At 61.9% G+C, this 25,583-nt stretch carries 26 protein-coding genes; 13 read left to right on the top strand and 13 right to left on the bottom strand.

The window, feature by feature from the left end:
- Positions 1-4 precede the first annotated feature (4 nt).
- The 3 genes from KZX66_RS01690 (at position 5) to rlmF (ending at position 4,539) form a co-directional block, all read left to right on the top strand.
- Positions 5-397, top strand: a complete 393-nt coding sequence (locus KZX66_RS01690; RefSeq protein ID WP_248075522.1) for a DNA polymerase III subunit chi — start codon at positions 5-7, stop codon at positions 395-397.
- Between the two features lie 115 nt (positions 398-512).
- A complete protein-coding gene (locus KZX66_RS01685; RefSeq protein WP_248075521.1) occupies positions 513-3,359 on the top strand; it encodes a valine--tRNA ligase in 2,847 nt (948 codons plus the stop codon).
- A 160-nt stretch (positions 3,360-3,519) separates the two neighbouring features.
- Positions 3,520-4,539: a 23S rRNA (adenine(1618)-N(6))-methyltransferase RlmF gene (rlmF, locus tag KZX66_RS01680; RefSeq protein WP_248075514.1), complete on the top strand. Its 1,020-nt coding sequence runs from the start codon at positions 3,520-3,522 to the stop codon at positions 4,537-4,539.
- Between the two features lie 97 nt (positions 4,540-4,636).
- Here rlmF and KZX66_RS01675 read toward each other — a convergent pair whose 3' ends face one another.
- Positions 4,637-4,918 (bottom strand): HU family DNA-binding protein, encoded by a 282-nt coding sequence (locus tag KZX66_RS01675; RefSeq protein WP_003188840.1) that lies wholly within the window; start codon positions 4,916-4,918, stop codon positions 4,637-4,639.
- A 396-nt stretch (positions 4,919-5,314) separates the two neighbouring features.
- Between KZX66_RS01675 and yejK the strand changes: the two genes are divergently transcribed.
- Together yejK and KZX66_RS01665 are read left to right on the top strand one after the other, a co-directional pair.
- A complete protein-coding gene (gene yejK, locus KZX66_RS01670) occupies positions 5,315-6,319 on the top strand; it encodes a nucleoid-associated protein YejK (protein ID WP_003171997.1) in 1,005 nt (334 codons plus the stop codon).
- Positions 6,319-6,669: a glutaredoxin family protein gene (locus KZX66_RS01665; RefSeq protein WP_248075512.1), complete on the top strand. Its 351-nt coding sequence runs from the start codon at positions 6,319-6,321 to the stop codon at positions 6,667-6,669. The genes yejK and KZX66_RS01665 overlap by 1 nt, the downstream gene beginning before the upstream one ends.
- Here the strand turns inward: KZX66_RS01665 and KZX66_RS01660 are convergent, their stop codons facing one another.
- From KZX66_RS01660 to KZX66_RS01640, 5 genes are read right to left on the bottom strand one after another with little or no spacing between them, the layout of a single operon-like run.
- Positions 6,670-7,647 carry a FecR family protein gene (locus tag KZX66_RS01660; RefSeq protein WP_248075511.1) on the bottom strand — a complete coding sequence of 326 codons (978 nt, stop codon included), beginning with the start codon at positions 7,645-7,647 and terminating at the stop codon, positions 6,670-6,672. It abuts the gene before it with no gap.
- A complete protein-coding gene (locus KZX66_RS01655; protein WP_248076022.1) occupies positions 7,644-8,219 on the bottom strand; it encodes an RNA polymerase sigma factor in 576 nt (191 codons plus the stop codon). The genes KZX66_RS01660 and KZX66_RS01655 overlap by 4 nt, the downstream gene beginning before the upstream one ends.
- A gap of 12 nt (positions 8,220-8,231) precedes the next feature.
- Positions 8,232-8,558, bottom strand: a complete 327-nt coding sequence (locus tag KZX66_RS01650) for a DUF3325 domain-containing protein (RefSeq protein ID WP_248075510.1) — start codon at positions 8,556-8,558, stop codon at positions 8,232-8,234.
- The gene (locus tag KZX66_RS01645; protein ID WP_248075509.1) at positions 8,559-10,133 is read right to left on the bottom strand and encodes a PepSY-associated TM helix domain-containing protein; all 1,575 of its coding nucleotides are present in this window, start codon (positions 10,131-10,133) and stop codon (positions 8,559-8,561) included.
- The gene (locus tag KZX66_RS01640) at positions 10,130-10,432 is read right to left on the bottom strand and encodes a DUF3649 domain-containing protein (protein WP_248075508.1); all 303 of its coding nucleotides are present in this window, start codon (positions 10,430-10,432) and stop codon (positions 10,130-10,132) included. Before KZX66_RS01640 ends, KZX66_RS01645 begins: the two co-directional genes overlap by 4 nt.
- Positions 10,433-10,602: 170 nt before the next feature.
- Here KZX66_RS01640 and KZX66_RS01635 point away from each other — a divergent pair, with 170 nt between their 5' ends.
- The 3 genes from KZX66_RS01635 to fecA all read left to right on the top strand — a co-directional run bounded on the left by KZX66_RS01635 (position 10,603) and on the right by fecA (position 14,460).
- Complete coding sequence (locus KZX66_RS01635) at positions 10,603-11,091, top strand: sigma-70 family RNA polymerase sigma factor (protein ID WP_248075507.1); 489 nt, start codon at positions 10,603-10,605, stop codon at positions 11,089-11,091.
- The gene (locus tag KZX66_RS01630) at positions 11,088-12,029 is read left to right on the top strand and encodes a FecR family protein (protein WP_248075506.1); all 942 of its coding nucleotides are present in this window, start codon (positions 11,088-11,090) and stop codon (positions 12,027-12,029) included. Before KZX66_RS01635 ends, KZX66_RS01630 begins: the two co-directional genes overlap by 4 nt.
- A gap of 91 nt (positions 12,030-12,120) precedes the next feature.
- A complete protein-coding gene (fecA, locus tag KZX66_RS01625; protein WP_248075505.1) occupies positions 12,121-14,460 on the top strand; it encodes a TonB-dependent Fe(3+) dicitrate receptor FecA in 2,340 nt (779 codons plus the stop codon).
- A 162-nt stretch (positions 14,461-14,622) separates the two neighbouring features.
- On the opposite strand, the gene KZX66_RS01620 is transcribed toward fecA, so the two are convergent.
- Both KZX66_RS01620 and KZX66_RS01615 read right to left on the bottom strand, forming a co-directional pair.
- Positions 14,623-15,033: an HPF/RaiA family ribosome-associated protein gene (locus tag KZX66_RS01620; RefSeq protein ID WP_017526248.1), complete on the bottom strand. Its 411-nt coding sequence runs from the start codon at positions 15,031-15,033 to the stop codon at positions 14,623-14,625.
- A 212-nt stretch (positions 15,034-15,245) separates the two neighbouring features.
- A complete protein-coding gene (locus tag KZX66_RS01615) occupies positions 15,246-16,193 on the bottom strand; it encodes a LysR substrate-binding domain-containing protein (RefSeq protein WP_248075503.1) in 948 nt (315 codons plus the stop codon).
- Positions 16,194-16,329: 136 nt separating this feature from the next.
- On the opposite strand from KZX66_RS01615, the gene KZX66_RS01610 reads away from it, so the two are divergent.
- The gene (locus tag KZX66_RS01610) at positions 16,330-17,706 is read left to right on the top strand and encodes an L-serine ammonia-lyase (protein WP_248075501.1); all 1,377 of its coding nucleotides are present in this window, start codon (positions 16,330-16,332) and stop codon (positions 17,704-17,706) included.
- A 340-nt stretch (positions 17,707-18,046) separates the two neighbouring features.
- Positions 18,047-18,367 (top strand): DUF3509 domain-containing protein, encoded by a 321-nt coding sequence (locus KZX66_RS01605; protein ID WP_248075500.1) that lies wholly within the window; start codon positions 18,047-18,049, stop codon positions 18,365-18,367.
- Here KZX66_RS01605 and KZX66_RS01600 read toward each other — a convergent pair.
- Complete coding sequence (locus KZX66_RS01600; RefSeq protein WP_017526243.1) at positions 18,364-18,852, bottom strand: phosphate-starvation-inducible PsiE family protein; 489 nt, start codon at positions 18,850-18,852, stop codon at positions 18,364-18,366. The genes KZX66_RS01605 and KZX66_RS01600 overlap by 4 nt on opposite strands.
- A 248-nt stretch (positions 18,853-19,100) precedes the next feature.
- Between KZX66_RS01600 and KZX66_RS01595 the strand changes: the two genes are divergently transcribed.
- On the top strand, positions 19,101-19,361 hold the full coding sequence (locus KZX66_RS01595; RefSeq protein WP_003188807.1) for a YebG family protein: 261 nt from the start codon (positions 19,101-19,103) through the stop codon (positions 19,359-19,361).
- Positions 19,362-19,415: 54 nt separating this feature from the next.
- Here KZX66_RS01595 and KZX66_RS01590 read toward each other — a convergent pair whose 3' ends face one another.
- Positions 19,416-20,435 carry a Glu/Leu/Phe/Val dehydrogenase dimerization domain-containing protein gene (locus KZX66_RS01590; protein WP_248075498.1) on the bottom strand — a complete coding sequence of 340 codons (1,020 nt, stop codon included), beginning with the start codon at positions 20,433-20,435 and terminating at the stop codon, positions 19,416-19,418.
- Positions 20,436-20,620: 185 nt separating this feature from the next.
- Between KZX66_RS01590 and KZX66_RS01585 the strand changes: the two genes are divergently transcribed.
- Positions 20,621-21,424 carry a transglutaminase family protein gene (locus KZX66_RS01585; RefSeq protein WP_248075495.1) on the top strand — a complete coding sequence of 268 codons (804 nt, stop codon included), beginning with the start codon at positions 20,621-20,623 and terminating at the stop codon, positions 21,422-21,424.
- 31 nt (positions 21,425-21,455) lie between these two features.
- On the opposite strand, the gene maiA is transcribed toward KZX66_RS01585, so the two are convergent.
- The 3 genes from maiA to hmgA are packed head-to-tail and all read right to left on the bottom strand — an operon-like array spanning position 21,456 to position 24,683.
- Positions 21,456-22,097 carry a maleylacetoacetate isomerase gene (gene maiA / locus KZX66_RS01580; protein ID WP_248075493.1) on the bottom strand — a complete coding sequence of 214 codons (642 nt, stop codon included), beginning with the start codon at positions 22,095-22,097 and terminating at the stop codon, positions 21,456-21,458.
- A 12-nt stretch (positions 22,098-22,109) separates the two neighbouring features.
- Positions 22,110-23,396 (bottom strand): fumarylacetoacetase, encoded by a 1,287-nt coding sequence (gene fahA / locus KZX66_RS01575; RefSeq protein WP_248075491.1) that lies wholly within the window; start codon positions 23,394-23,396, stop codon positions 22,110-22,112.
- 3 nt (positions 23,397-23,399) lie between these two features.
- Positions 23,400-24,683 carry a homogentisate 1,2-dioxygenase gene (gene hmgA / locus KZX66_RS01570; RefSeq protein WP_248075489.1) on the bottom strand — a complete coding sequence of 428 codons (1,284 nt, stop codon included), beginning with the start codon at positions 24,681-24,683 and terminating at the stop codon, positions 23,400-23,402.
- 120 nt (positions 24,684-24,803) lie between these two features.
- Here hmgA and KZX66_RS01565 point away from each other — a divergent pair, with 120 nt between their 5' ends.
- Entirely contained in the window at positions 24,804-25,583 is a 780-nt protein-coding gene (locus KZX66_RS01565; protein ID WP_248075487.1) for an IclR family transcriptional regulator, read from the top strand.

Here is a 25,583-nt window from a genome sequence, read left to right as displayed (position 1 = left end):
CACGATGGACACTTCCAAGCCTGTAAAAAAAGACGACCACCTGCTGGACGACCTCGAGTCGATCCGCCAGTTGCTGGGTGATGACGGTTTGCAGCCGCCGCTGTTGACCGAATCGGCCGATGGCGAAGTACAGATTCCGCTGCTGTTCGACATGGTCGGCGGCAAGCCTGCCCCGGCAGTTGTCGAGCCGCCTGTCCTGGACGCGGCGCCTGTGGCCGTTGCCGCCGAAAAAACCCAGGACGCCCTGCTGCTGCACCTGGACAACGAACTGCGCGCCGCCGCGCAACTGATCATGCAAGACGTGATCGATGACTTTGCCCCGCATATCGAAACCGAGATCAAGCGCCGGATGGATGCGCGCATGGAACGGCTGATCGCCGCAGCCACAAATAACTAGCCATAAGCTGCAAGCGCGAACACTGCGACCCGCTTGCAGCTTATAGCTTGCAGCTGCCTCACCCCTTATACTTGTCGGCTTTCCTGAATAAATGCCAACTAGGGTCCCGCCGCGCATGGATAAGACCTACCAGCCGCACGCAATTGAAACTTCCTGGTACAACACCTGGGAGTCCGAGAACTATTTCGCTCCGCAAGGTGCGGGCGAGTCCTACACCATCATGATCCCGCCACCGAACGTCACTGGCAGCCTGCACATGGGCCATGGCTTCAACAATGCGATCATGGATGCGTTGATCCGTTTCCGCCGTATGCAGGGTCGCGACACCCTGTGGCAGCCGGGTACCGACCACGCCGGTATCGCCACGCAGATGCTGGTGGAGCGTCAACTCGAAGCCACCGGCCAGAGCCGCCACGACCTGGGTCGCGAGAAATTCCTGGAAAAAATCTGGGAATGGAAAGACCAGTCCGGCGGCAATATCAGCCGTCAGATCCGTCGCCTGGGCTCGTCCGTCGACTGGAGCCGCGAGCGCTTCACCATGGACGACGGCCTGTCCGAAGCCGTGAAAGAAGCGTTCGTGCGCCTGCATGAAGACGGCCTGATCTACCGTGGCAAACGCCTGGTCAACTGGGACACCAAGTTGCACACGGCGATTTCCGACCTCGAAGTGGAAAACCACGACGAGAAAGGCTTCCTGTGGAATCTCAAATACCCGCTGGCCGACGGCGCCAAGACCGCCGAAGGCAACGACTACCTGATCGTCGCTACCACCCGTCCGGAAACCATGCTCGGCGATGCCGCTGTCGCGGTTAACCCGAACGACGAGCGCTATCAGGCACTGATCGGCAAGTTCGTCGAGCTGCCACTGGTGGGTCGCCGCATCCCGATCATCGCGGACGACTATTGCGATCCCGAATTCGGTACCGGTTGCGTGAAGATCACCCCGGCCCACGATTTCAACGACTACGAAGTCGGCAAGCGCCACAACCTGCCGCTGCTGAACATGTTCGACAAGAACGCCGCCGTCCTGCCGGCCTGCCAGGTGTTCAACCTGGACGGCACGCTGAACGAGAGCATCGACGGGCAGATCCCGGCCGAATACGCCGGCCTCGACCGTTTTGAAGCGCGCAAGCAGATCGTGGCCGCATTCGACGCCATTGGTTTGCTGGTCAGCGTCGACGACCACGCGCTGAAAGTGCCCAAGGGCGATCGTTCCGGCACCGTGATCGAGCCGTGGCTGACCGACCAGTGGTACGTCTCCACCAAGCCGTTGGCAGAACCTGCGATTGCTGCCGTGGAAGACGGTCGCATCCAGTTCGTGCCTAAGCAGTACGAAAACATGTACTTCTCATGGATGCGCGACATTCAGGATTGGTGCATCAGCCGTCAACTGTGGTGGGGCCACCGCATTCCGGCCTGGTACGACGAGTCGGGCAAGGTCTACGTTGGCCGCGACGAAGACGAAGTGCGTGCCAAGCACAACCTTGGCGCGGACGTGGTGCTGCAACAGGACAACGACGTACTGGACACCTGGTTCAGCTCGGGCCTGTGGACCTTCTCCACCCTGGGCTGGCCGCAGCAGACCGAATTCCTGAAGAAATTCCACTCCACCGATGTGCTGGTCACCGGCTTCGATATCATTTTCTTCTGGGTTGCCCGGATGATCATGCTGACCATGCACCTGGTGAAGAACGAGGACGGCACGCCGCAGGTACCGTTCAAGACCGTGTACGTGCACGGCCTGGTGCGTGATGGCCAGGGTCAGAAGATGTCCAAGTCCAAGGGCAACGTGCTCGACCCGCTGGACATCATCGACGGCATCGACCTGGAAACCCTGGTGCAGAAACGCACCTCGGGCCTGATGCAGCCGAAACTGGCGAAAAAGATCGAGAAGCAGACCCGCGACGAGTTCGCCGACGGCATCGCCAGCTACGGCACCGATGCCCTGCGTTTCACCTTCTGCTCGCTGGCGTCCACCGGTCGCGACATCAAGTTCGACATGGGCCGCGTTGAAGGCTATCGCAACTTCTGCAACAAGATCTGGAACGCTGCGCGCTATGTGCTCGATAAAGGCGAAGACTGCGGCCAGAACGGCGAAGCCTATGAGTTGAGCCTGGCCGACCGCTGGATCATCTCGCAACTGCAACGCACCGAAGCCGAAGTGACCCGCCAGCTCGACCAGTTCCGTTTCGACCTGGCGGCGCAGGCCTTGTACGAGTTCATCTGGAACCAGTATTGCGACTGGTACCTGGAACTGTCCAAGCCGGTGCTGTGGGACGAAAACGCGCCAATCGAACGCCAGCGCGGCACCCGCCGCACCCTGGTGCGCGTATTGGAAGTGGCGCTGCGCCTGGCGCACCCGTTCATGCCCTTCATCACCGAAGAAATCTGGCAGCGCCTGGCGCCGCTGGCCGGTATCGAAGGCAAGACCATCATGCTGCAACCTTGGCCGGTGGCCAACGAAGCGCGCATCGATGAGGCGGCCGAAAGCGATATCGAGTGGCTCAAGACCCTGATGCTTGGCACACGTAACATCCGCGCCGAGATGAACATCGGGCCAGGCAAGCCGCTGGCGGTGTTCGTGAAGAACGCCAGTGCCGAAGACCAGCGTCGCCTGGCTGAAAACGAGGCACTGCTCAAGAAGCTGGCGAAGCTGGAGTCGATCACCGTATTGGCCGAAGGCGCCGAAGCACCGTTGTCCGCCACCGCACTGGTCGGCGAGATGGAAGTGCTGGTGCCGATGGCCGGCCTGATCGACAAGGGCGCCGAACTGGCCCGCCTCGACAAGGAAATCCTGCGCCTGCAAGGCGAAGTGCAGCGGGTCGGCGGCAAGCTGTCCAACGCGGCGTTCGTCGACAAGGCGCCGGCTGAAGTGATCGAGAAAGAACGCGCCAAACTGGCCGAGGCTGAGCAGGCCCTGGGCAAGTTGGCCGAGCAACATGCGCGGATTTCCAGCCTGTAAGGCTTGAACCGTGTGAAAAAAGAGACTTTAGAGTCTCTTTTTTTTGGCCCTGTGAACCCGATCAATGTGGAAGGCATGTAGGCCCCCAACCCACATTTGACCGGGTTACCCTCAAGATGTGTGACAATGCCCACCACTTTGAGCCAACACCAGAATCAACATGACCGCCCCCACTACGCCCAAACCTGCACGCAAGAAGCCTAAAACCGCCGCCACGGCCAAACCCGTCGCGCCGCGCAAAGAGGCTACCCTGCACCCGCGCAACCGCCACACGGGGCGTTACGACTTCCCGGCGCTGATCAAGACCACGCCGGAGCTGGCGAAATTCGTGATTCTCAACCCCTACGGCAAAGAGAGCATCGACTTCGCCAGCCCCGATGCAGTACGCGTGTTCAACCGGGCGTTGCTCAAGTCGTTCTACGGTATCCAGCACTGGGACATCCCGGCTGACTACCTGTGCCCTCCGGTGCCTGGGCGCGCGGACTATGTGCACTTCCTGGCCGACCTGCTGGCCGGGGTCAATGAAGGCAAGATCCCACGGGGATCCATCGTCAAAGTGCTGGACATCGGCATGGGCGCCAACTGCGTCTACCCGCTGATTGGCTACATGGAGTACCGCTGGAACTTCCTCGGCTCCGAAGTCGACCCAATCGCGGTGGCGGCGGCCAAGGCCATCGTGCAGTCCAATGACCTGAGCAAGGTCATCCAACTGCGTCAGCAGGACAACCCCAAGCACATCCTGTTGGGCCTGCTGGAGCCGGGTGAGCGTTTTGACCTGACCATGTGCAACCCGCCGTTCCACGCCTCCATGGACGAAGCCACCAAAGGCAGCGAGCGCAAGTGGCGCGCCCTGGGCAAGGCCGATCCCAAGCGTAAACTGCCGGTATTGAACTTCGGCGGCCAATCGGCCGAACTGTGGTGTGAAGGCGGCGAAGCGCGCTTTGTGACGCAGCTTATCGCCGAGAGTGCGCACTTTGCCCACAAGGTGTTGTGGTTCAGCACCCTGGTGTCCAAAGCGTCGAACTTGCCCGCCATCGAGATCGCCCTGAAAAAAGCCGGCGTGCTGGAAAGCCAAGTGGTGGAAATGTCCCAGGGTCAGAAGCAAAGCCGTTTCGTGGCCTGGACCTTCCAGACCAAAAACGAACAGCAGATCTGGCGCCAGCGCTGGGTGCGCGACTAACCCTGTGGCGAGGGCGCTTGCCCTCGCCACAGTAAAAACGCAGGCAACAAAAAACCGTGCCCGGATCGCTCCGGAGCACGGTTTTTTTTGCTGCGTCTTACTTGTTAACAGCGTCGGTCAGGCCTTTGGCCACAACCAGCTTGATAACTTTCTTAGCAGCGATTTCGATGGCAGCGCCAGTCGAAGGGTTACGGCCAGTACGGGCTGGACGCTCGGTCACTTTCAGTTTGCCAACACCTGGCAGAGTGATTTCGCCGCCGTTTTCCAGCTGATCAGCAACAACTTGGCTCAGTTGGTCCAGCAGAGCGCGCACGGTAGTTTTCGGTGCGTCTACTGCTTCAGCCAGGTCAGCGATCAGTTGGTCTTTAGTAATAGCCATTGTGGTGTTCCTTCCCTATCAAATTCATATGGATTGCAGAGTGCAGTGTCAGCCGTCGAGCCCGACCGTCTAGGTCTGGCACCCCAGGCCATAACCTCGGAGATCGGGGTTATAGATGCTTGAAACGGGGATTGGTTCGACCTGACAGATGCTGAATGCACGCTTAACGCCGATACGTGGCGTAAGACGGGGCAAAACTAGCACAGAGACGGGGAAATATCCGCCTCTACCTACCCAATTGGTCAGCTTTATCGCTCTAAACCGTGAAAAAAGGGCATATGCCCCGTCGGACAGTGTTCAAAACCGCCTTCGACGCGTGTCTTGGCCAATGGGTGCGGTACACTGGGCGACTTTTTGGGGAGGCCGACCGCTCCCCTTCAACCAGCCGAGAAGCCTATGCCGATCCGTCATTGCATCGTCCACCTGATCGACAAAAAACCCGACGGCACGCCCGCAGTTCTGCATGCACGCGATTCGGAGCTGTCCGAATCGGCGGCCATCGAGAACATGCTTGCCGACCTCAACGAGAGCTACAACGCCAAACAAGGCAAGGCCTGGGGTTTCTTCCATGCCGAGTCCGGCGCGCACCCGTTCAGCGGCTGGTTGAAGGAGTATTTCGACGGCGGCCAGGATTTCACCACCTTCAGCCGCACCGCGGTCGAGCACCTGCAGAAGCTGATGGAAGAGTCCAACCTCTCCACCGGCGGCCACGTACTGTTTGCCCACTACCAGCAAGGCATGACCGACTACCTGGCGATCGCCCTGCTGCACCACAGCGAAGGCGTGGCGGTGACCGACGAGCTGGACGTGACGCCCTCCCGTCACCTGGACCTGGGCCAACTGCACCTGGCGGCACGGATCAACGTGTCCGAGTGGCAGAACAACAAACAGTCCAAGCAGTACATCTCGTTTATCAAAGGCAAGAACGGCAAGAAAGTCTCGGAGTACTTCCGTGACTTTATCGGCTGCCAGGAAGGTGTCGACGGGCCGGGCGAGACCCGCACCCTGCTCAAGGCCTTCAGTGACTTCGTAGAAAGCGAAGACCTGCCGGACGAGTCGGCCCGCGAAAAAACCAAGACTCTGGTGGACTACGCCAGCAGCCAGGCCAAGCTCGGTGAGCCCATGGGCCTGGAAGAACTGTCGGGCTTGATCGATGAAGATCGACCAAAAGCGTTCTACGACCACATTCGCAACAAAGACTACGGCCTGTCGCCAGAGATCCCGGCCGATAAACGCACCCTCAACCAGTTCCGCCGCTTCACCGGCCGCGCCGAGGGCCTGTCGATCAGTTTTGAAGCGCACCTGCTGGGCGACAAGATTGAATACGACGAAGCGGCTGGCACTTTGATCATCAAGGGCCTGCCGACCCAACTGACCGACCAGCTCAAGCGCCGCAACTGATGCTTGGCGGGGTCCTGAAAAAAGTCCTGCTGGTGTTGCTGGTTGTGGTGGTGATTCAGAACTGGGGCAAGATCGAGCGGCTGTTCAACCCCTCGCAGGTGGTATTGGAACAGGTCCGCACGTCGGCGCGGGTGGTGCTCTATGCCACCGGGTGGTGCGGCTACTGCCAGCAGATCCGCCGCTTCCTGGACCAGAAAGGCATTCCGTACCAGGCGTTCGATATCGAGAAAGACGCCCAGGCGCGCAAAGCCTATGAGGCGCTGGGCGGCGGCGGGATTCCGTTCGTGGACGTCAATGGCACGCTGATTCGCGATTACGACCCTAAGGCGATCATGGCGGCGCTGAAGTAGTCAGCGCACCACGATCATCCGCCCCAGCACCGTGTGCTGCTCAAACCCAAGCACCGCCTGCAACGCGTTCAACACCGCCTGCGGGTCTTTGCTCGGGAAACTGCCGCTGACGCGCCTGGCGCCCATGTCTTCGTTGAGCAACAGGATGCGGCCTGGGTAGTAACGGCGCAGATCCTTGATCACATCGGCCAACGGCGCCTTGTAGTAGTTAAGCCATCCCTCGCGCCAGGCCAGGCGCGATTCGCTGTCCACCGCATGCAGCGGTTCAGCCACGCCATCGGCGTAGGCCACTTGCTGGCCGGCCGTGAGCACTTGCTGCGCGCCCTGGCTCGAAGGGGTCACGCCCACCCGGCCGGACAACACGGTCACCTGCGCCCCTGCCGGTTGCAAACGCACCTCGAACTGCGTGCCGAGGACCCGTGCTTCGCCGCTGTCCGCCGTCACCACAAACGATTCACCGGTGTGGGTCACACTGAAAAAACCAGCGCCGCGGCGTAATTGGATATGCCGCTCGCCATGGCTGAAATCCACCGCTATGGCGCTGTCGGCGTCCAAGGTGACCTGGGTTTTATCCGCCAGGGTGACGGTCTTCACTTCCCCCGGTGCCGTGACGTAATCGGCGCCAAAATCATCGACCCAGCGCGACGGCTGCCAGCCGACTCCCATCGACACCATCACCAACAGGCAGGCGGCCATGGCCAAGGCGCCGGACCAGCGCAGCGCACGGGAGCGCTTAGCGGTGTTCATCGCATTGAGATAGCCCTGCAACGCCAGTGCGTCTTCGTCGGCCAGGGCGCGCGCCGGTACTTCGCTCAACTCCCACAGCACCTGGGCCTGGGCATAGGCCTCGACATGGGCGGGGTCGGCACGCAGCCAACGGCTGAAGGTGGCCTGGTCGCCGCTGCTGGGCTGGTCATGCAACAGGCTCAGCCAGGCCAGCGCGGCGTGTTCCTGGTCGGGCGTGGGAGTGACGTTCACGGTGCTTTCCCTGGCGTGCGTGGGGGCGATGGCTCACGAAGGCTGGCCTTGCAGGCTTCGAGGGCACGCATCATATGTTTTTCCACGGCACTTTGGGACAGGCCCATGGCCTTGGCGATTTGCGCGTACTTGCGGCCGTGGATGCGGTTGAGCAGGAAAATCTGGCGGGTGCGTTCCGGCAGGCTGCGCAAGGCGGCTTCCACATGGCGCAAATCGTTGCCCGCTTCCAGCGCGGCCTGGGGTTCGGAGCCTTGGTTGTCCTGCTGCTCGGGCAACCAGCCTTCGCTGCTGCGCGCCCGGGCGCCTTCACTGCGCAGGTGGTCGATGGCGATATTGCCGGCGCAGCGCAGCAGGTAGGTACTGAGCTCTTCGACTTGCACCAGCGGCCGACGCCAGAAACGCAGGAACAGGTCCTGTACCAAGTCGGCGGCCGTGGCGCGACAGCCCACACGTCGACTCACCAAGGCTTCCATTTGCGAGCGCTGGGACAAAAACACCTGCAAAAAATGCGCACGCCCACCCGCCGCTTCAGCCTGTGGGCTGTCCTCGGATTCGGGTGGGGTCATGGTCATCATGGCAGGGGCTCAGAGGGTGGCGAACGCCGCAACGGGACTTGCCAGCAGGCCGACACCCGCCAGGATCAAGGCCAGCCGTGGCCGATACGGCAACAACAGCACCAGCAGCAGCGCGCTGAGCATCAATACCGCGCACCAGTGCACCAGGCCCAGGCCCCAGCCGGCCGCGCTCACCGCCGGCCAGATCGCAACGGTCAGCAACAACCACCCCGCCGCTCGCAACCCCAGACGTCGACGCGGCGATGGCTTGCTGCGCAGCAGTTCACCATGGTGGCGATCGGTGCCCAGGCACAACGCGGTAAACCCGGCGTAGCACATCAGCAGCGTGAGCAGCATTCAGTGCGCCTCCTGCTTGAGGTTGAGTACGTCCGCCCGGTGCGCCTTGGACCGAGGCGCCAGGCGCTGCTGCATCTTCCAGGCGGCCCAGGCGAGGAACACGCCGCTGGTCAGGCATGTCAGGTCGAAACCGGCCATGGCCCAGTCCCCCCGGGCCAGTGAAACGCCCATGTGTTGATCGGTGGTCAGGGCATTGAGCACGGGCACCGCCATGAACAGCAGTGCGCCAACACTCAATTGCTCGACCCACGCCCGGCGACCCCGGCGCAGCATCGCGTGCACCAGGCTCAGGCCCCAGACGATAAAGAAGCTCTGCACTTCCCAGTCGGAACGCGCGGCGAAGCTCACCGGCAGCAGGCGGTTAGCCCAGAAGAACGCTGCGATGGCGATCAGCAGTCCAGACATGCTGGCGATGTTGAGCACTTCCACCAGCCGCAGCTCAAACGGCATCACTGCCGTTTTTGCGTGCTTGAGTTGACGTTTGCCCAGCCAGATCACCAGCCCGGTGCCGATCATCGCCGTGCCCGCCAGGCCGCAGATAAAGTACAGCCAGCGCAATACCGGCCCGGCGAAATGGCCCATGTGCAGGCCGAAGAAGCTACCTGCGACGAGCGTCGGCAGCGATGCTTCACCGCTGACCCGCAACAACTCACCGGTGGCGCCGTTGAATTGCACCACGCTGCCGAAGTCATGCACCACGTTGTCGGAACCGGCGCGGGACACATTGACGGAGGCGTTCACATCACTCGGATTATTCACGGCGATACGCCCCACATGCCCACCCGCCCACTGCGCACGCGCTTGCTCGTACATCGGCAGCAGCGGCAGCAACTTGCCCGGTGAACCCTGCGCCGGCGCATTGTTGCTGGCGGGGAAAAGCTCACTGAAAAAGGCGCGGCTATTACCGTCGTAGGCGGCGAGGATCGGCGCCGGCATCACCATTGTCATAAAGATCACCAGGCTGCTGAAGGTGATCATCAGGTGAAACGGCAGCACCAGGACGCCCACCGCGTTATGCCCATCGAGCCAGGAACGCTGGCCTTTGCGGGGACGGAAGGTGAAGAAGTCCTTGAAGATTTTCTTGTGGGTGATGATGCCGGTGATCAGCGCGACGAACATAACCATCGCCGCGATAGTCGATAGCCAGCGGCCCCAGGGATAGGGCATTTGCAGCTGGAAGTGGAAGCGATAGAAGAATTCCCCACCCATGCTTTCGCGGGCTTCTACGGCTTTCCCGCTGACGGGATCGAGGGTTTTACGCGTGAAATCACCGCGCTTGCCGGGGTCGACCTTGTTTTGCCACATCACCGACAGGCCAGGGTTACGTCTGTCCGGCAGGGTGATAAACCAGCGCGCAGCGCTCGGCGCGACTTTCTGCAGGTAGTGTTGCGCGACGCTGAGGCTGCGCGCATCGTCCAACGGGTGGGCGACCACTTCGGGCTGCATCCAATGGCTGGTCTCATCTTTGAAATAGGCCAGGGTGCCCGTAAGAAAAATCGCGAACAGCAGCCAGCCGAAGATCAATCCGGCCCAGGTGTGCAACCAGGCCATGGACTGGCGGAATCCCTCTTTCATGTGCGCGTCATCCAAAAACCGACACCCGCCAGGGTGGCGAACGCTGCGCTGGGCAACAGCACGCCCACCCAGGCGCGCCACGCCGTACGGCAGGCAAAGCACCACAACACCGCCAGCAGGTAGAACACAAACGAACTCATCATCCCGATGATTACCGCGTCAACGCGCGCGGCCGGCAGCCACAGCGCCAGGCAGACACTGGCCAGGGACGCCATCAGGTAACCGCCAATCACCGCGGCCAACACGCGCGAGGTCACGGCGAAACGATAGGCAAGCGGCAGTGAGGGTTTGCTCTTCATGCGGGAGGCGCCAGGTTAATCAGCCCGCGATATTAATGATAAATATTCTCATAAGCAAAAAAGAACGGATGAATCACCTGCCCCGGCGCATTGCCGAACCGGACCACGCCCCCTACAATGCGAACAATTCTTGTTCTCTGAAGCATGCCGATACTTGCGGAGTGTTTGCGTTGAGCGTGTCCAACACCGTCGAAGTTTTGTACAACGACCATCACCACTGGCTCACCGGCTGGTTGCGACGCAAACTCGGCTGCCCGGAAAGCGCCGCAGACCTGGCGCAAGACACGTTCATCCGCATACTCACCGCCCGCGAAGCGCCCACCTTGGTCGAACCGCGCGCCTTTCTCACCACCGTCGCCAAGCGAGTGCTGTACAACTTCTACCGCCGCCAGGATCTGGAGCGCGCCTACCTCGATGCCCTGACGCAGATGCCTGAACACGTGGCGCCGTCCGAAGAAGAGCGCGCGATCATTCTGCAAACCCTGGTGGAGCTGGACCAACTGCTCGACGGTTTGCCCATCCCGGTCAAACGCGCCTTCCTGCTGGCCCAACTCGACGGGCTGACCTACGCGCAAATCGGCGCCGAGCTGGGCATTTCCATCGCCACCGTCAAACGCCACCTGCATAAAGCCGCCATGCGCTGCTACTTTGCCCTATGAACATCTCGACCCAGGTTGCCGAACAAGCCGTGCACTGGCTGATGGAAATGCAGCAAGGCGCGCTCAACCCGCGCCAGCAGGCCGCCTGGCAACATTGGCTGAATGCCCACAGCGAACACCAGCGCGCCTGGGACCACATCCAGCGCGTCAACAGCCGCCTGCGCGGCATGCCCTCGCCCCTGGCTCACGCGGCGTTGAACGCGCCGACCACCACCAGCCGACGCCAGGCGCTGAAGTTGCTGCTGATCCTTGGCGCCGGTTCCGCCGCGGCCTGGAGCCTGCGCCAGCAACATATCCTGCCGCCGTTGACCGCCGACTACCGCAGCCCGGTGGGCCAGCGGCGCAAGGTGCAATTGGCCGATGGCAGTCAATTGCAGCTCAATACCGGCAGCGCGGTGGATGTGCACTTCGACGGCCGGCAGCGGCTGATCCGCCTGCTTGAAGGCGAGATCATGCTCAGCGGCATCGCTGGCACCGCACCGCTGCACGTGCTCACCGGGCAAGGCTTGCTGAGCAGCCAGGCGGCGCGCCTGAATGTGCGTCAGTTTCGCGATCACACGCAACTGGCGGTACTCGACGGCCACGTCGACGTCATGCCCAACACCTACAGCGGCCTGCCGCTGACGGTCGAGGCCGCGCGCCAGGTTAATTTCACCCGCAAAGGCTGGGACACCCCGCGCCCCACCGATGCCAACAGCGGCGCCTGGGCCGACGGCATGCTCGTGGCCGCGCACATGCGCCTGGAAGACTTCCTCGGCGAACTCGGCCGCTATCGTCGCGGGCAGCTCAATTGCGACCCGCACGTGGCCAACCTGCTGATCTCCGGCAGTTACCCGCTGGACGACAGCGAGCGCATTCTTGACCTGCTGGAAGTCAGTCTGCCGGTGAAAGTACGGCGTTTTACCCGTTACTGGGTCACCGTGCAGGCACGCGCCTGAAATTAATTTTGAACAGTGTGAGCCGTTTTCCAAACCTCGCGTGACAGAGAAGGAAAGCCACCTTGACCCTTCCTTCTCAGGACCGCTCTTCATGCCCCAGCAGCCGACCCTCATCGCCCGCACCTTGCGCCAACTGTTACTGGGCGCCAGCCTCAGTTTCGCGGTACTGCCGCCTGTGATGGCGGCCGATGCCAAGCCCTATCACATTGCGCCCACCACCCTCGAGGCCGCCCTGAACCAGTTCGGCCGCGAAGCTGGCGTGTTGATTTCCTTCGGCTCCGACGTCACGGCCGGCCTGCAAAGCCGTGGGTTGTCCGGCAATTACAGCGCCGCCGAAGGCCTGCAAAAACTGCTGGAAGGCACCGGCCTGCAAGCCCGCGCCGAAGGCGACAACGCTTACAGCCTGCAGCCGGCAAACGCGCCTGCCGCGGTCGAGCTGGCCACGTCCAGCGTGGTCGGCGACTGGCTCGGCGATGCCGCGCAAACCAATGTGTTCGAACACCCCGGCGCCCGCGATGTGATCCGTCGCGAAGCATTCGAACGCCAGGGCGCCACCCAGGCCCGGGACGTGCTCAACCGCATCCCCGGCGTCAACGCCCCGGACAACAACGGCACCGGCAGCCACGACATGGCACTGAACTTCGGCATTCGCGGCCTCAACCCGCGCCTGGCCTCGCGCTCCACGGTACTGATGGACGGCATCCCGGTGCCCTTCGCGCCGTACGGCCAGCCGCAGTTGTCCTTCGCGCCGATCAGCATGGGCAACATGGATGCCGTAGACGTGGTTCGCGGCGGCGGCGCCGTGCGTTATGGCCCGCAGAACGTCGGTGGCGTGGTCAACTTTGTGACCCGTGCGATTCCGGATGCCCCCACCGTCAAAGGCGGCCTGCAGACTGAAACCAGCCCATCCTCCAGCCATGACGGCTTCAAGACCACCGGTAACCTGTTGGCCGGCGGTACGGCCGACAATGGCCTGGGTGGTGCGATTCTGTACTCCGGCACCCGTGGCGGCGACTGGCGCGAGCGCAGCGACACGCGCATCGATGATTTGATCCTCAAGGGCAAATACCAGCTCGACGACGCCAACAGCTTCAACGCCATGGCGCAGTACTACGAAGGCCAGGCTGATATGCCCGGCGGCTTGAATGTGGCGGACTACAAAGCCGACCCTTACCAGTCCACCCGGCCCTACGACAAGTTCTGGGGCCGCCGCACGATGTTCAACGTCGGCTATCGCTATGAACAGGACCGCCGCGAATTCACCGTCAACAGTTTCTTCACCAAAACCCTGCGCAGCGGCTACCTGGACCAGGGCACATTCCTCTCGCTGTCGCCCCGCGAGTATTGGGTGCGCGGCCTGGAAACCCGCTTTGCCCAAGGCTTTGACGTGGGGTCGACCAGCCATGAAGTCGGTGTGGGCTACCGCTACATCAACGAGGCCGGGCACGAACTGCGCTACCGCACGCCAATTTCGGCAAACAACCAGCAAATCCCCACGACTGACAGCCGCAACGACCGCGACACCCGTGGCGGCACCGAAGCCAATGCGTTCTTCGTCGACGACCGTATTGATATCGGCAAGTGGACCATCACGCCGGGCATTCGCTACGAGATGATCGAGTCCCAGCAGACCAACAACCTGAGCAACGTCAAATACAAAGGCGATTACAACACCGCCCTGCCCGCCTTGAACGTGCTGTACCACCTGACGGACGACTGGAACCTCTACGCCAACACCGAAGGTTCGTTCGGCAGCGTGCAGTACAGCCAGATGCCTAACCGCGTGACCAGTGGCGAAGTGAAACCGGAGAAAGCCCGCACCTGGGAACTGGGCACGCGATACGACGACGGCACCCTGCGTGCAGAAATCGGCGCGTTCCTGATCAATTTCGACAACCAGTACGAGAGCAACCAGACCAATGACTCGGTGATCGCCCGTGGCGAGACCCGCCATCAAGGCATCGAGACCAGCGTCAACTATGCGCTCGACGGCTTGAGCCCGGCATTGGCGGGCTTTGATGTGTACGCCAGCTACGCCTACGTTGACGCGACCATCCGCGAAGACGGCCCGAACAAAGGCAACCGCGTGCCCTTCTCGTCCAAGCACAAAGGCACCCTCGGCGTGGGTTACACCGAAGGCCGCTGGAAGCTCAATCTGGACAGCAGCTACCAGAGCAGCCAGTTCGCCGATAACGCCAACACCAGGGCTGAGAGCGCCGACGGTGCCAACGGGCGCATCCCCGGCTACATGCTGTTCAGCAGCCGCGCCGCCTACGACTTCGGCCCGCAGCTGTCGGACTTGAATGTGGCGGTGGGCGTGAAGAACATCCTCAACAAGCAGTACTTCACGCGCTCGTTCGACGACAACAACAAGGGCAAATACGTGGGTGAGCCGCGCACGCTGTATGTGCAGACGTCCATCGCGTTCTGATCAGTTCCCCGCCAGGCAAGACGGGGTGCCGGCCACCAACGCGTCTATCGCACAGCGCTGGGAGCGGGCGGGCTGGCGCTGGCGCGCGGGTACTTTTTCCCACGCCCCTGAACGAAAACGGGCCTGCATCTGCAGGCCCGTTTGTAGGGAGTGAAAAAGCGGTCAGCCGTTGATCACAGCGTTTTCGTTTTCCAGGAATTCCTCTTCCAGCGCGTCTTCATTCACTTTGTTGATGGGCTGATTTTTCCCGGCAGCGCGAGGCTTGCCTTGCAGTTTGCCAAACAGATGTTCCAGCGCGTGGTCCAGCTTGGTGGCTGCGCCGTCAATCGCCTGCTCCAGGGTATCGGCCTTGTGCAGGACCGAGATCGCTTGATGGCCCTTTGGCCGTGCTTCCAGGCGGCAACTTAAATCGTGGGGACCGGGCTTGTCGCCGTTCTCATCCCGCAGGTAAACCTCAACGCGGGTCAGGTCCTCTTCATAACGTTCGAGCGTGCTCTCAATGGTAGTACGTACCCACTCCTCCAGTCGGATGCTGCTTTCAATATGGTTATCGCTATTGACTTGGATTTGCATAGTTCTTCCCTTATTTCAGCTAGCTCGCTAGAGGTCACAACTGCGGCACCGGGACGGTGAAACCATGACCTCTTGATTACACAATTGAGCAGCCAGAGGAACAATTCAACCCCTTTGCAAAGATAAATCCTACATTACAAATTAAGCCTGACGACAAGCAAAAACGCTGTTAGGGTGGGGAGTTGGTTACATCTTCTTACGCCCCGCAAACCTTACAATTGCCCCTCTGCCAAGGGGTGCAAACCGCGAAAAATCCGCGCTTCCTCCACCAGCCAGTCATGCACCGCCCGCACGCCCGGATGGTTAAGCGCGCCCGGCGCATACAGCAGCACATAACGTTTATGGTTGGGCACAGCGAGGCCAAACGGCACGATCAAGGTGCCGCGCTCCAGTTCATCGTTGAGCAAGGTACGGCGTGCAATCGCCACGCCCATGCCGGCGATCGCCGCTTCGATGGTCAGGTGATTGCGGTTGAAGGTGTGCCCGCGGCGCACGTCGGCGTCATGGTAGCCGATGGCATTCAGGTAAAACTCCCACTCGGCATACTCATAACTCCCACGCCAGGCGGTGATGTCGTGCAGCAGCGGGAAATGCGAAAGGTCGGCCGGGCCATGCAATGGAGGGCGACCGCGCAGCAGGCTCGGCGCGCACACGGGGAAGATCTGCTCATCCAACAGGGCCGTGGATAACAGGCCGGGGTAGCTGCCGTCGTTGAGATCGATCGCCAGGTCGAAGTCGCCCTCATGCAGCGCAACGCTGCTGTCCTCGGCGACCATGCGCAACTGGATGTCCGGAAAGCGTTGCTGCAAGCGCGGCAATCTAGGGGTCAGCCACTTGCCCAGAAAGGACGGAATCGAGCGCAGGCGCAAGGTGCCGCTGATCATTCCCGCGTCGAGCCGCTGCAACTGCGCATCGATGCTGCCGTAGGCCTCGCCCACCGTTGCCGCCAACCGTTGCCCCTCGGCACTCAGCTCCACACCCCGCGCCCGTCGATGGAACAGGCGCAAGCCCAATCGCTCCTCCAATTGACGTATTTGCTGGCTCACCGCCCCCGGCGTGATGTGCAGTTCTTCGGCGCAACGGGTGAACGACAGATGCCGTGCGGCGCAGGAAAACACGTGCAGCCAGACATACGTCTGGCCATGAAGAGGTCGGGGCATAGAGTTTAGTCCTGCTAAAGAGTGACTTAGGATAAGTCGTTGGTCAGCGTCGATCCACCGGTCCAATATCGCCCAATTGCGCTCGCTCTACAAAAAATGGCAGCGATTCCTACTCCATTGCTTGTGAGGCTTTAGCATGGCTATCAGTGTTTTTGATCTATTCAAGGTGGGCATCGGCCCCTCCAGCTCCCATACCGTCGGCCCGATGCGGGCGGCGGCGACCTTTGCCAGCGCCCTGAGCGACCAGCAATTGCTGGGCGACACTCGACGGGTAGAAGTGCGTTTATACGGCTCGCTGTCCGCCACAGGCGTCGGTCACGCCACCGACCGCGCCTGCGTCATGGGCCTGATGGGCGAATGGCCAGACCGCATCGACCCCACCTCTATCGACACACGCGTCCAGCACCTGCGCGAATCAGGCCGGCTGTTGCTGGGCGGCCAACAGGACATTGCCTTCAACTGGCACACCGACCTCCTGCTGCTGGACGCAAGCCTGCCCTACCACCCCAACGCCATGTCCCTGCACGCCTATGGCGATAGCGGCTTGCTCAGCGAGCAGACGTACTACTCGGTGGGCGGCGGTTTCATCATCGACGCGGCCGAAGCCGCGTCCGGCGTCGCGCCGGACAGCGATGTGCAGTTGCCGTATGACTTTTCCAGCGCCGTCGAACTGCTGACCCTGTGCAATAAACACGGCCTGCGGGTTTCGCAACTGATGATGGCCAACGAACGTGCCTGGCGCAGCGACGAAGAAATCCGCAGCGGCCTGTTGCATATCTGGTCAGTGATGCGCGAGTGCGTGGAGCAAGGCCTGCGTGATGAAGGCATCTTGCCGGGCGGGCTGGGCGTGCCACGGCGCGCGGCGAAACTGCACCGCAGCCTGTTGGAAATCGGCAAACCGAATGTGATCACCTCGACCTTGTCGGCCATGGAATGGGTCAACCTGTTCGCCCTCGCCGTCAACGAAGAAAACGCCGCCGGCGGGCGCATGGTGACAGCGCCCACCAACGGCGCGGCGGGAATCATTCCAGCGGTGCTGCACTACTACATGAAATTCAACGCCGATGCGTGCGATGACGACGTGGTCAATTTCTTCCTCGCCGCCGCTGCCGTCGGCATCCTGTGCAAGAAAAACGCCTCGATCTCCGGCGCTGAAGTGGGTTGTCAGGGTGAAGTCGGCTCGGCCTGTGCGATGGCGGCCGCCGGGCTCGCAGACATCCTCGGCGCCACCCCGGAGCACCTGGAAAATGCCGCAGAAATTGGCCTGGAGCACAACCTCGGCCTGACCTGCGACCCGGTCGGCGGCCTGGTGCAAGTGCCGTGCATCGAGCGCAACGCCATCGCCGCGGTCAAGGCGATCAACGCCACGCAGATGGCCCTGCGCGGCGACGGCAAGCACTTCATTTCCCTGGACCGGGTGATCCGCACCATGCGCGACACCGGCGCCGACATGCATGACAAATACAAAGAGACCTCACGGGGCGGCTTGGCGGTGAACTGGGTGGAGTGCTGATCGGCTGCGCTGTCTGCGATCGTTTTGCGCGTATTGCCCTGAAACGGATCACCGATCTCAAGAACACCCCAGAACAATGGCCGCAGGAGTTTGCGCCCCTTAGCGGGCTTTCAGTCGAGCATTTATTGGCTGACACACCGTTATCGAGCGCTGGCCATCTTCCACATTGATGTCACGTCGTCGGTCAGATCGTGGTACGGCACGGCACTTGCTGTACAGCCCATGAGGCAAACGGAATTTGTAAACCCTCAAAGACGAAGTGGCCGGCGGTCAGGAGATGCGAACTAATCCCGATACCGGTCGTCAATGACTGCATGTTCTTATCAGGCGGTAACGCACCATGGACAACCCTTTTCAGATCATCACGGACACCTTCACCCCGAAATATCGGGTCAATCTGAGTATTCAACGGCTGGACGGAAGCATCATGCTCACCCTGTCCAATGCCGATGGCGTGGTGGCCAAGCGCATGATCAGCGCCGAACAACGCAACGACCCGCAACGGCTCAAGCGCCTGGTGCAGAGCATCCAATTCGGCATTGCCATCGAGCAGGGGCACAGCGCCATGGAGATCCTGGCCGTGATGACCGATGGCGACGACAATCACAAATTGTTGCAACGGCCGCCCAGCCGCACCCTGCCCTTGAGCGTCGGGCTTTAAAGCTCGCCCTTCTCGGTTTCCAGGCTCGCCTCGCCCTTGCGACGCGGGCCTTCGACCTTCACCGAGGGGAACGCCGACGAGGCGTAACGCACCACCAGAATCGCAAACGCCAGCAGCAGAATCCCACCGCACAGGTAGATGATGCCGAGGTCGGGCGGGTTGTGGTGCGACACGTTGGAGATCAACAAGCGCGTCAACGCGGTGATCGCCACGTAGATCAGAAAGCGTACCGGCATGTGGTTGGTCTTGAAGTAAATCCCGACCATGGCGCCCAGTTCCAGGTAGATGAACAGCAGCAAGATGTCATCGATCTTGATGTGTCCGTTCTCCAGCATCCCCAGAAATTCCATCACCGCCGCCCAGGCGGTGACCGCACCAATGGCAAACAGCGCCAGGTAGTGGAACGACTCCACAAACAGATTGCCCAGCGACTCGGCCAGCCCATGGACTTGCTGGCGCAGCTTTTCGGCCCAGTTGATTTTCACGAAGGTACTTCCTTAGGTCGGTTCGACCGGATAATGCGGGTTGGACGTGACGGTTGTTCTGCATGCAGAAAAAAGGCCAGAGGCGCGTATAAGATGATGGCGGGGTGACATGAGGCACTGCAAACCTGTATTTACCGGCTACATTAAAAAACTGCTACCCAAACCCCACGGTTTGGCTTACCCTTTTAGCTGTATATAAATACAGTAGTCGCAAAAGACAACTATCGTGAAGGCATGTGAGGTGGTGAATGGCCGTCGAAGTGGTATACCGCAGCAGCCGAGATCTGGAGCGTTTGTTCATGGATAAAGCCGAAGCTGACCGTCATGACAAGATGCTTGAACTCGCTGAGTTGCTCGCAGAAGTGTTACAAAAAGCCGTGCCGTCCCTGAGCGAGCAGCAGGTGGAAGAAGCCGGGATCTACATGGCGAAGAACCGCGATGTATTTGCCAAGGCGTTCAAGAGCCAGCCGGACGCGTTGTCCGAGTTGCTGAACCCGGCGGCGGAATAAAGCCCGAATTGAACAGGCCCTGAATCACCGATTCAGGGCCTTTTTAATGTCTGCTCATCGGTAAAGCAATCGCTCGGCCAGTTCGTCCGCCACCCGCGCGGGGGAACGTTTTTCGGCTTGGGCATGGGCGTAGATTTCGGTCAGGCGCATGCCGATGTTGGACAGGTGCGCGGTGATGGTCGCCAGTTCGGCGCCGCTGTGTTTGAGGGCGACATAGATCAGACCGCCGGAGTTGATCACGTAATCCGGGGCATAGAGGATACCGCGTGCTTCCAATTGATCGGCCACTTGCAGGTTGGTCAACTGCGCGCTGGCGGAGCCGGCCACGGCAGCGCAGCGCAGTTGACCGACGCTGGTACGGTTGAACACGGCACCCAGGCCGCAGGGTGCAAGGATGTCACAGGGGGTGCTGAGCAGGGCGTCGTTGGCGATGGGGTGTGCGCCAAGCTGTTCCATGGCCAGTTGCACCTTGCCATGGTCGATGTCGCTGACCAGCAGTTCAGCCCCGGCGGCGTGCAGTTGTTCGGCCAGGGCGTAGCCCACGTTGCCCAGGCCCTGGATCGCCACGCGCAGGCCTTCGAGGTTGTCGCTGCCCAGGCGGGCCATGGCGGTGGTGCGAATACCGGCGAACACGCCCATGGCGGCATGGGGCGAAGGGTCGCCGGCAGCCGTGGTGCTGGTGACGAAGCGGGTGTGCTGGGCGATGCAATCCATGTCCGCCACCGAGGTGCCGCTGTCGATGGCGGTGATGTAGCGGCCGTCGAGTTGCTCGACACACCGTCCAAACGCTTCAAACAACGCCGCGCGGTTTTCCACGTGGGCGGGCCGCAGGATCACCGCCGTGCCGCCACCCACCGGCAGCCCGGCCAGGGCTGCCTTGTAGCTCATGCCCTGGGCCAGCCGCGCAGCATCCGCCACGGCGCTTTCGTCGTCGGGATAGGCGATATAGCGACAGCCGCCCAAGGCGGGCCCCAGGCGGCTGTTATGGATGGCGATGATCGCCTTGAGCCCCGTGACCGGGTCGACGCTCAGGTGCAGCGATTCAAGGCGGGTGCTGTGCATGAGAGCAAACATCGTCAAGCTCCCGGATCACTTTCTTGTGTCGCCAAGTATAGGCTGGCGGCAGAAAACTGCCGAAGTACGCTGGAATAAGCCGCCCGATTTTGCGGGGCTTGCGACATAAGCGCGTGGGATATCGCTCAAGGCACTGGACGAACATTCACAGCAAGGCTAAAACGGGGCATACGTCGGAGAATGCAATGAAGCCCCGCCAAGCCTTTTTCGCCTGTTTGCAACGTTCGCCCCCGGCGCTGTTCGAAGCGGCGCTCTGGATCGCCGCCGAGCACGACGCGACCGTGCAGCCGCTGGAAATCCTGCAAAACCTGAGCGCGCTGCAACAACGGGTCAGCGTGAGCATGCCGATGCTGCCGGCTGATGAGCTGGGCCAACCGCTGCTGCGGTGCATGAACGACCAGGGCTTTGCCCAGGATGATTTCACCCCACTGCGCCCCGCCGCCGCCTTGCTGGACAAGGTGTTGCAACGCAAACGCGGACAACCCCTGGCCCTGGGGCTGATTGCCATGGAGCTGGCGCGACGCTTGGACATCCCCCTGGTCGGCGTGAATTTCCCCGGGCATTTCCTGCTGCGGGTGCCCGGCGCCGATCACCTGCTGGACCCTTGCGGCGGCCGGCGTCTGTACCCCAGCGACTGCCGTGAACTGCTGCAACGCCAATACGGCCCCAACCTCAAGTTGCAGGCCGACCACCTGCTGACGGCCGAGCCACGCTCGATCCTGCAACGGCTGTCGCGCAACCTGCGCCAGTTGCACCTCTCCAATGACAACCCCTTGGCCGCCCTGATCGACGCCGAGCGCGTACTGGAACTGGGCCATGCCAATGCCGCCGACTACCTGGCGCGGGCCAGCCTGTACCAACGCCTGGATTGCCCCAACGCCGAACGCTTCGATCTGGAGCACGCGCTGCTGCTCAGCGAAGACCCGATCCAGCGCCTGCGCCTGGCCGAGCGGCTGGGCCACCTGCCGCCGAACTCAGTGGTGCACTGAGCACAGTGCTATTGGGCGCCGGAGCCTGCTGCTACGCCGCCGGTGTGTCCGGCTGGTTGGCAGGATGGGCCTGCACAAACGCCGGATGCTGCGCCGCCAGCGCCACAACCCGCTCAATACGCGGGTACGCCGTCAACGGCACCTTGAAGCGCTGCGCCGCATACACCTGCGGGATCAGAAACGCGTCCGCCAGCCCCGGCTGTTCGCCAAAGCAAAAACCGCCGTCGCCAATCAACTGCTCCACCGCGCCCAGGCCCTGGCTGATCCAATGCCCGATCCATTCCAGCACCTTTGCCTCGTCGTGCCCCCATTGGCGCAGCAGGTTTTGGGTGCTGGAGTTGTGCAGCGGATGAATATCGCAGGCGATGATCGAGGCCACCGCGCGTTCATGGGCACGGGTAACCCTGTCGCTGGAGAGCAGCGGCACCTGTGGATAACGTTCTTCCAGGTACTCGATGATCGCCGGTGACTGAATCAACAGCTCGCCGTCATCGGTGCGCAAGGCCGGCACGCGGCCTTGCGGGTTGATCGCCAGGTAAGCCGGCTGACGATTGGCGCCGCCCGCCGGTACCAGCAGGTTCACAGGCACCGCCGTGAACGCCAGGCCCTTGAGGGCCAGGGCGATGCGCACTCGGTACGACGCTGTGGAACGGTAGTAGGTATAGAGTTCCATCACCCCGCCCTCTTAACGTGCCGCAGTGACAGTGCCGCGGCATTCGCCGAAGCCGATGGAGGCAAAACCTTCGCGCTTGCAGCGGGCGCGCAGGATGATTTCGTCGCCGTCTTCAAGGAACCTGCGCACTTCACCGGAAGGCAGCTCGATCACCTTTTTACCGCCTTCGGTCATCTCCAGCAGGCTGCCGAACTGCCCGACCTCGGGCCCGGACAAGGTGCCGGAACCGAACAGATCACCGGCCTGCAACTGGCAACCATTGACGCTGTGATGGGCCACCAACTGCGCCACGGTCCAGTACATATGCAGGCTGTTGCTCAGGGCCAGGCGATGGGCCGGCAGCTGTTGTTCGCGCATCGCGGCGGTGGTCAGCAGCACCTCCAGTTCGATATCCAGTGCGCCAGCCGCCTGGTCACGCTTATCGAGCAGGTACGGCAGCGGTTGCGGGTCGCCCTCGGGGCGTGCCGGTTGGGCCTTGCGGAATGGCGCCAGGGCCTCGGCCGTGATCACCCACGGCGAGATGGTGGTGATGAAGCTTTTCGACAAAAACGGCCCCAGCGGCTGGTATTCCCACGCCTGAATATCCCGCGCCGACCAATCGTTGAGCAGGCAGAAACCGGCGATATGCTCGGCTGCGTCGCCGATGGCGATCGAATCGCCCATGGCATTGCCCTGGCCGATCCAGATGCCCAATTCCAGTTCGTAATCCAGGCGGGCGCAGGGGCCGAAGGTCGGTTCGGTCTGGCCGGCCGGCAGGGTCTGACCTTTGGGTCGACGCACCTCGGCACCGGAGGCACGAATGGTCGACGCTCGGCCGTGGTAGCCGATGGGCACGTACTTGTAGTTGGGCAGCAAGGGGTTGTCGGGGCGGAACAGTTTGCCGACGTTTTGTGCGTGTTCGATACCGACGTAGAAGTCGGTGTAGTCATTGATGCGCGCCGGCACATGCAGTTGGCAATCGGCGGCACGGTGCAGCACCTGCGCCTCGCGCGCTTGCAACGGGCTCCCTTCGGCAAGCAGTGCCAGCAGGCGTTCACGCAAGGCAACCCGAGGCCCGCGGCCCAGTTCGAAAAATGCGTTCAACTGGCCGCCAGCAGTGGCTTCAACCGCGCGCCGGGCCTCACCGTCAAACGTATCCAACGCAGCGTGCAAGTCGAGGATGTAATCACCAATGGCCACGCCACTGCACGGTGCCGAACCGTTGATGCTGAACACGCCCAGCGGCAGGTTCTGCAGCGGGAAATCCGCGTGACCATTGGCGCTGGCGACCCAGCTGCGGGCGGAAGTGGGCTGAGTCATGGGTTATCTCCGGTTCGGGTTGAAGGTGGCGGGCAGCGAGGCCCAACACGCGTCGTAAGTGGGTTGCAGTTGCGCACAGTCCAGGGCGAACCGCGTGGGGCGCAGCACTTGGCTGGTCTCGAACATGAACGCCATGGTGTTGTCGATCTTGTGCGGCGCCAGGTCCGCGTTAATGGCCTTGGTGCAGGTCTCGCCGTCCGGGCCATGGGCGCTCATGCAACTGTGCAGCGAGGCGCCGCCGGGCAGGAAACCTTCGGCCTTGGCGTCGTAGGCACCCTGGATCAGGCCCATGTATTCGTTCATCAGGTTGCGATGGAACCAAGGCGGCCGGAAGGTGTTCTCGGCCACCATCCAGCGCGGCGGGAAGATCACGAAGTCGAGGTTGGCCAGGCCGTGGGTGCTGGTGGGCGAGGTCAAGACGGTGAAGATCGACGGGTCCGGATGGTCGAAGCTCACGGTGCCCAGGGTGTTGAAGCGGCGCAGGTCATATTTGTACGGCACGTTATTGCCGTGCCAGGCCACCACGTTGAGCGGCGAGTGATCGAGCTCGCAGGCCCACAGCTCACCGAGGAACTTCTGTACCAGCGTGGTCGGTTGTTGCAGGTGTTCGTAATGGGCGACCGGCGTGAGGAAGTCGCGCGGGTTGGCCAGGCCATTGCTGCCGATCGGGCCCAGGTCCGGCAGGCGCAATGGGGCGCCATGGTTCTCGGCGACGTAGCCGCGGGCCTCGGCATCGAGCAGCTCGACACGGAACTTGAGGCCACGGGGCAGCACGACGATTTCCAGCGGTTCGACGTCCAGCACGCCAAGTTCGGTGGCGATGCGCAGGCGGCCTTGCTCAGGCACGATCAACAATTCGCCGTCGGCGTTGAAGAACACGCGCTCCATGGAACGGTTGGCGCCGTAGTGATAGAGGCTGATGCCTGACGGTTTTTCCGCCGTTGAGTTGGCAGCCATGGCGACCAGACCTTCGATAAAGTCGGTCGGCTCGCTCGGAATATCCAGCGGGTTCCAGCGCAGCCGATTGGGCGTCACGGCCCCCAACGGCCCACCGGCCAGTTGCCGCTCAAGCTTGATAAACGCCGGATGGTTGGCCGACGGCTGAATGCGGTACAGCCAGGTGCGCCGGGCTTCGCTGCGCGCCATGGTGAAAGCGGTGCCGGAGAACAGCTCGGTATACAGCCCGTAGGGCGCTTTTTGCGGAGAGTTCTGGCCAACCGGCAGCGCGCCGGGCAGGGCTTCGCTGGCCAATTCATTACCAAAGCCCGACAAGTATTCGAGGTGCATGGATCATCCTCTGTACGGAAGTTGTTTTTATCGTAATTGAGTTACGCATAACGTAATTTGATCACTATCGACCGTCAAGCTATAAAGACGCCCATTCATCTCTCGGATCCTCGCCCCTCCATGGAAAAGCCCCGCGACACCGGTAAACAGAAAGTCCGCTCGGCCGAAGTGGGCACCGATATCCTCAAGGCCCTGGCCGAACTGTCGCCGGCCACTTCGTTGTCGCGCCTGGCCGACCACGTGCAGATGCCGGCGAGCAAGGTGCATCGTTACCTGCAGGCGTTGATTGCCTCGGGGTTTGCCGAACAGAACCCCGCCACCAACCATTACGGCCTGGGCCGCGAGGCGTTGCGCGTAGGCCTGGCGGCGCTGGGCAGCATGGACGTGCTCAAAGTCGGCGCCCTGCCCCTGGCCGAGCTGCGCGATGAGTTGAATGAAACCTGTTTTCTGGCGGTCTGGGGCAATCAGGGCGCAACCGTGGTGCACATAGAACCGGCGGTGCGCGCGGTCACGGTGGTGACGCAATTGGGCTCCGTATTGCCGTTGCTCAGCTCGTCCACCGGGCTGGTGTTCAGCGCGTTCCTGCCCTCGCGGGAAACCGTGGAGCTGCGTGAGCGCGAGATCCAGGCCGGCATCGCCCACGCTCTGGCGGACGACGCGACCTACGCCAGCACCTGCGAACAGATCCGCAGCCGTGGCCTGCACTTTGTCCACGGCCTGTTGATGCCGGGTGTGGACGCGTTATCGGCACCCGTGTTCAACGCCGTCGGGCAGGTCGCAGCGGTGATGACGGTGGTCGGCCCCACCTCGCTGTTCCATGCCAATGAAAATGGCCCGGCGGCGCAGCGTTTGCTGGCGGCGACCCGGTCGGTGAGTTGGCGTATGGGCTATCAGCCCTGA

It is taken from the genome of Pseudomonas sp. EYE_354 (assembly GCF_023148575.1).
Taxonomy (GTDB): Bacteria; Pseudomonadota; Gammaproteobacteria; order Pseudomonadales; family Pseudomonadaceae; genus Aquipseudomonas.
This window is presented reverse-complemented; position numbering and strand designations above follow the sequence as displayed.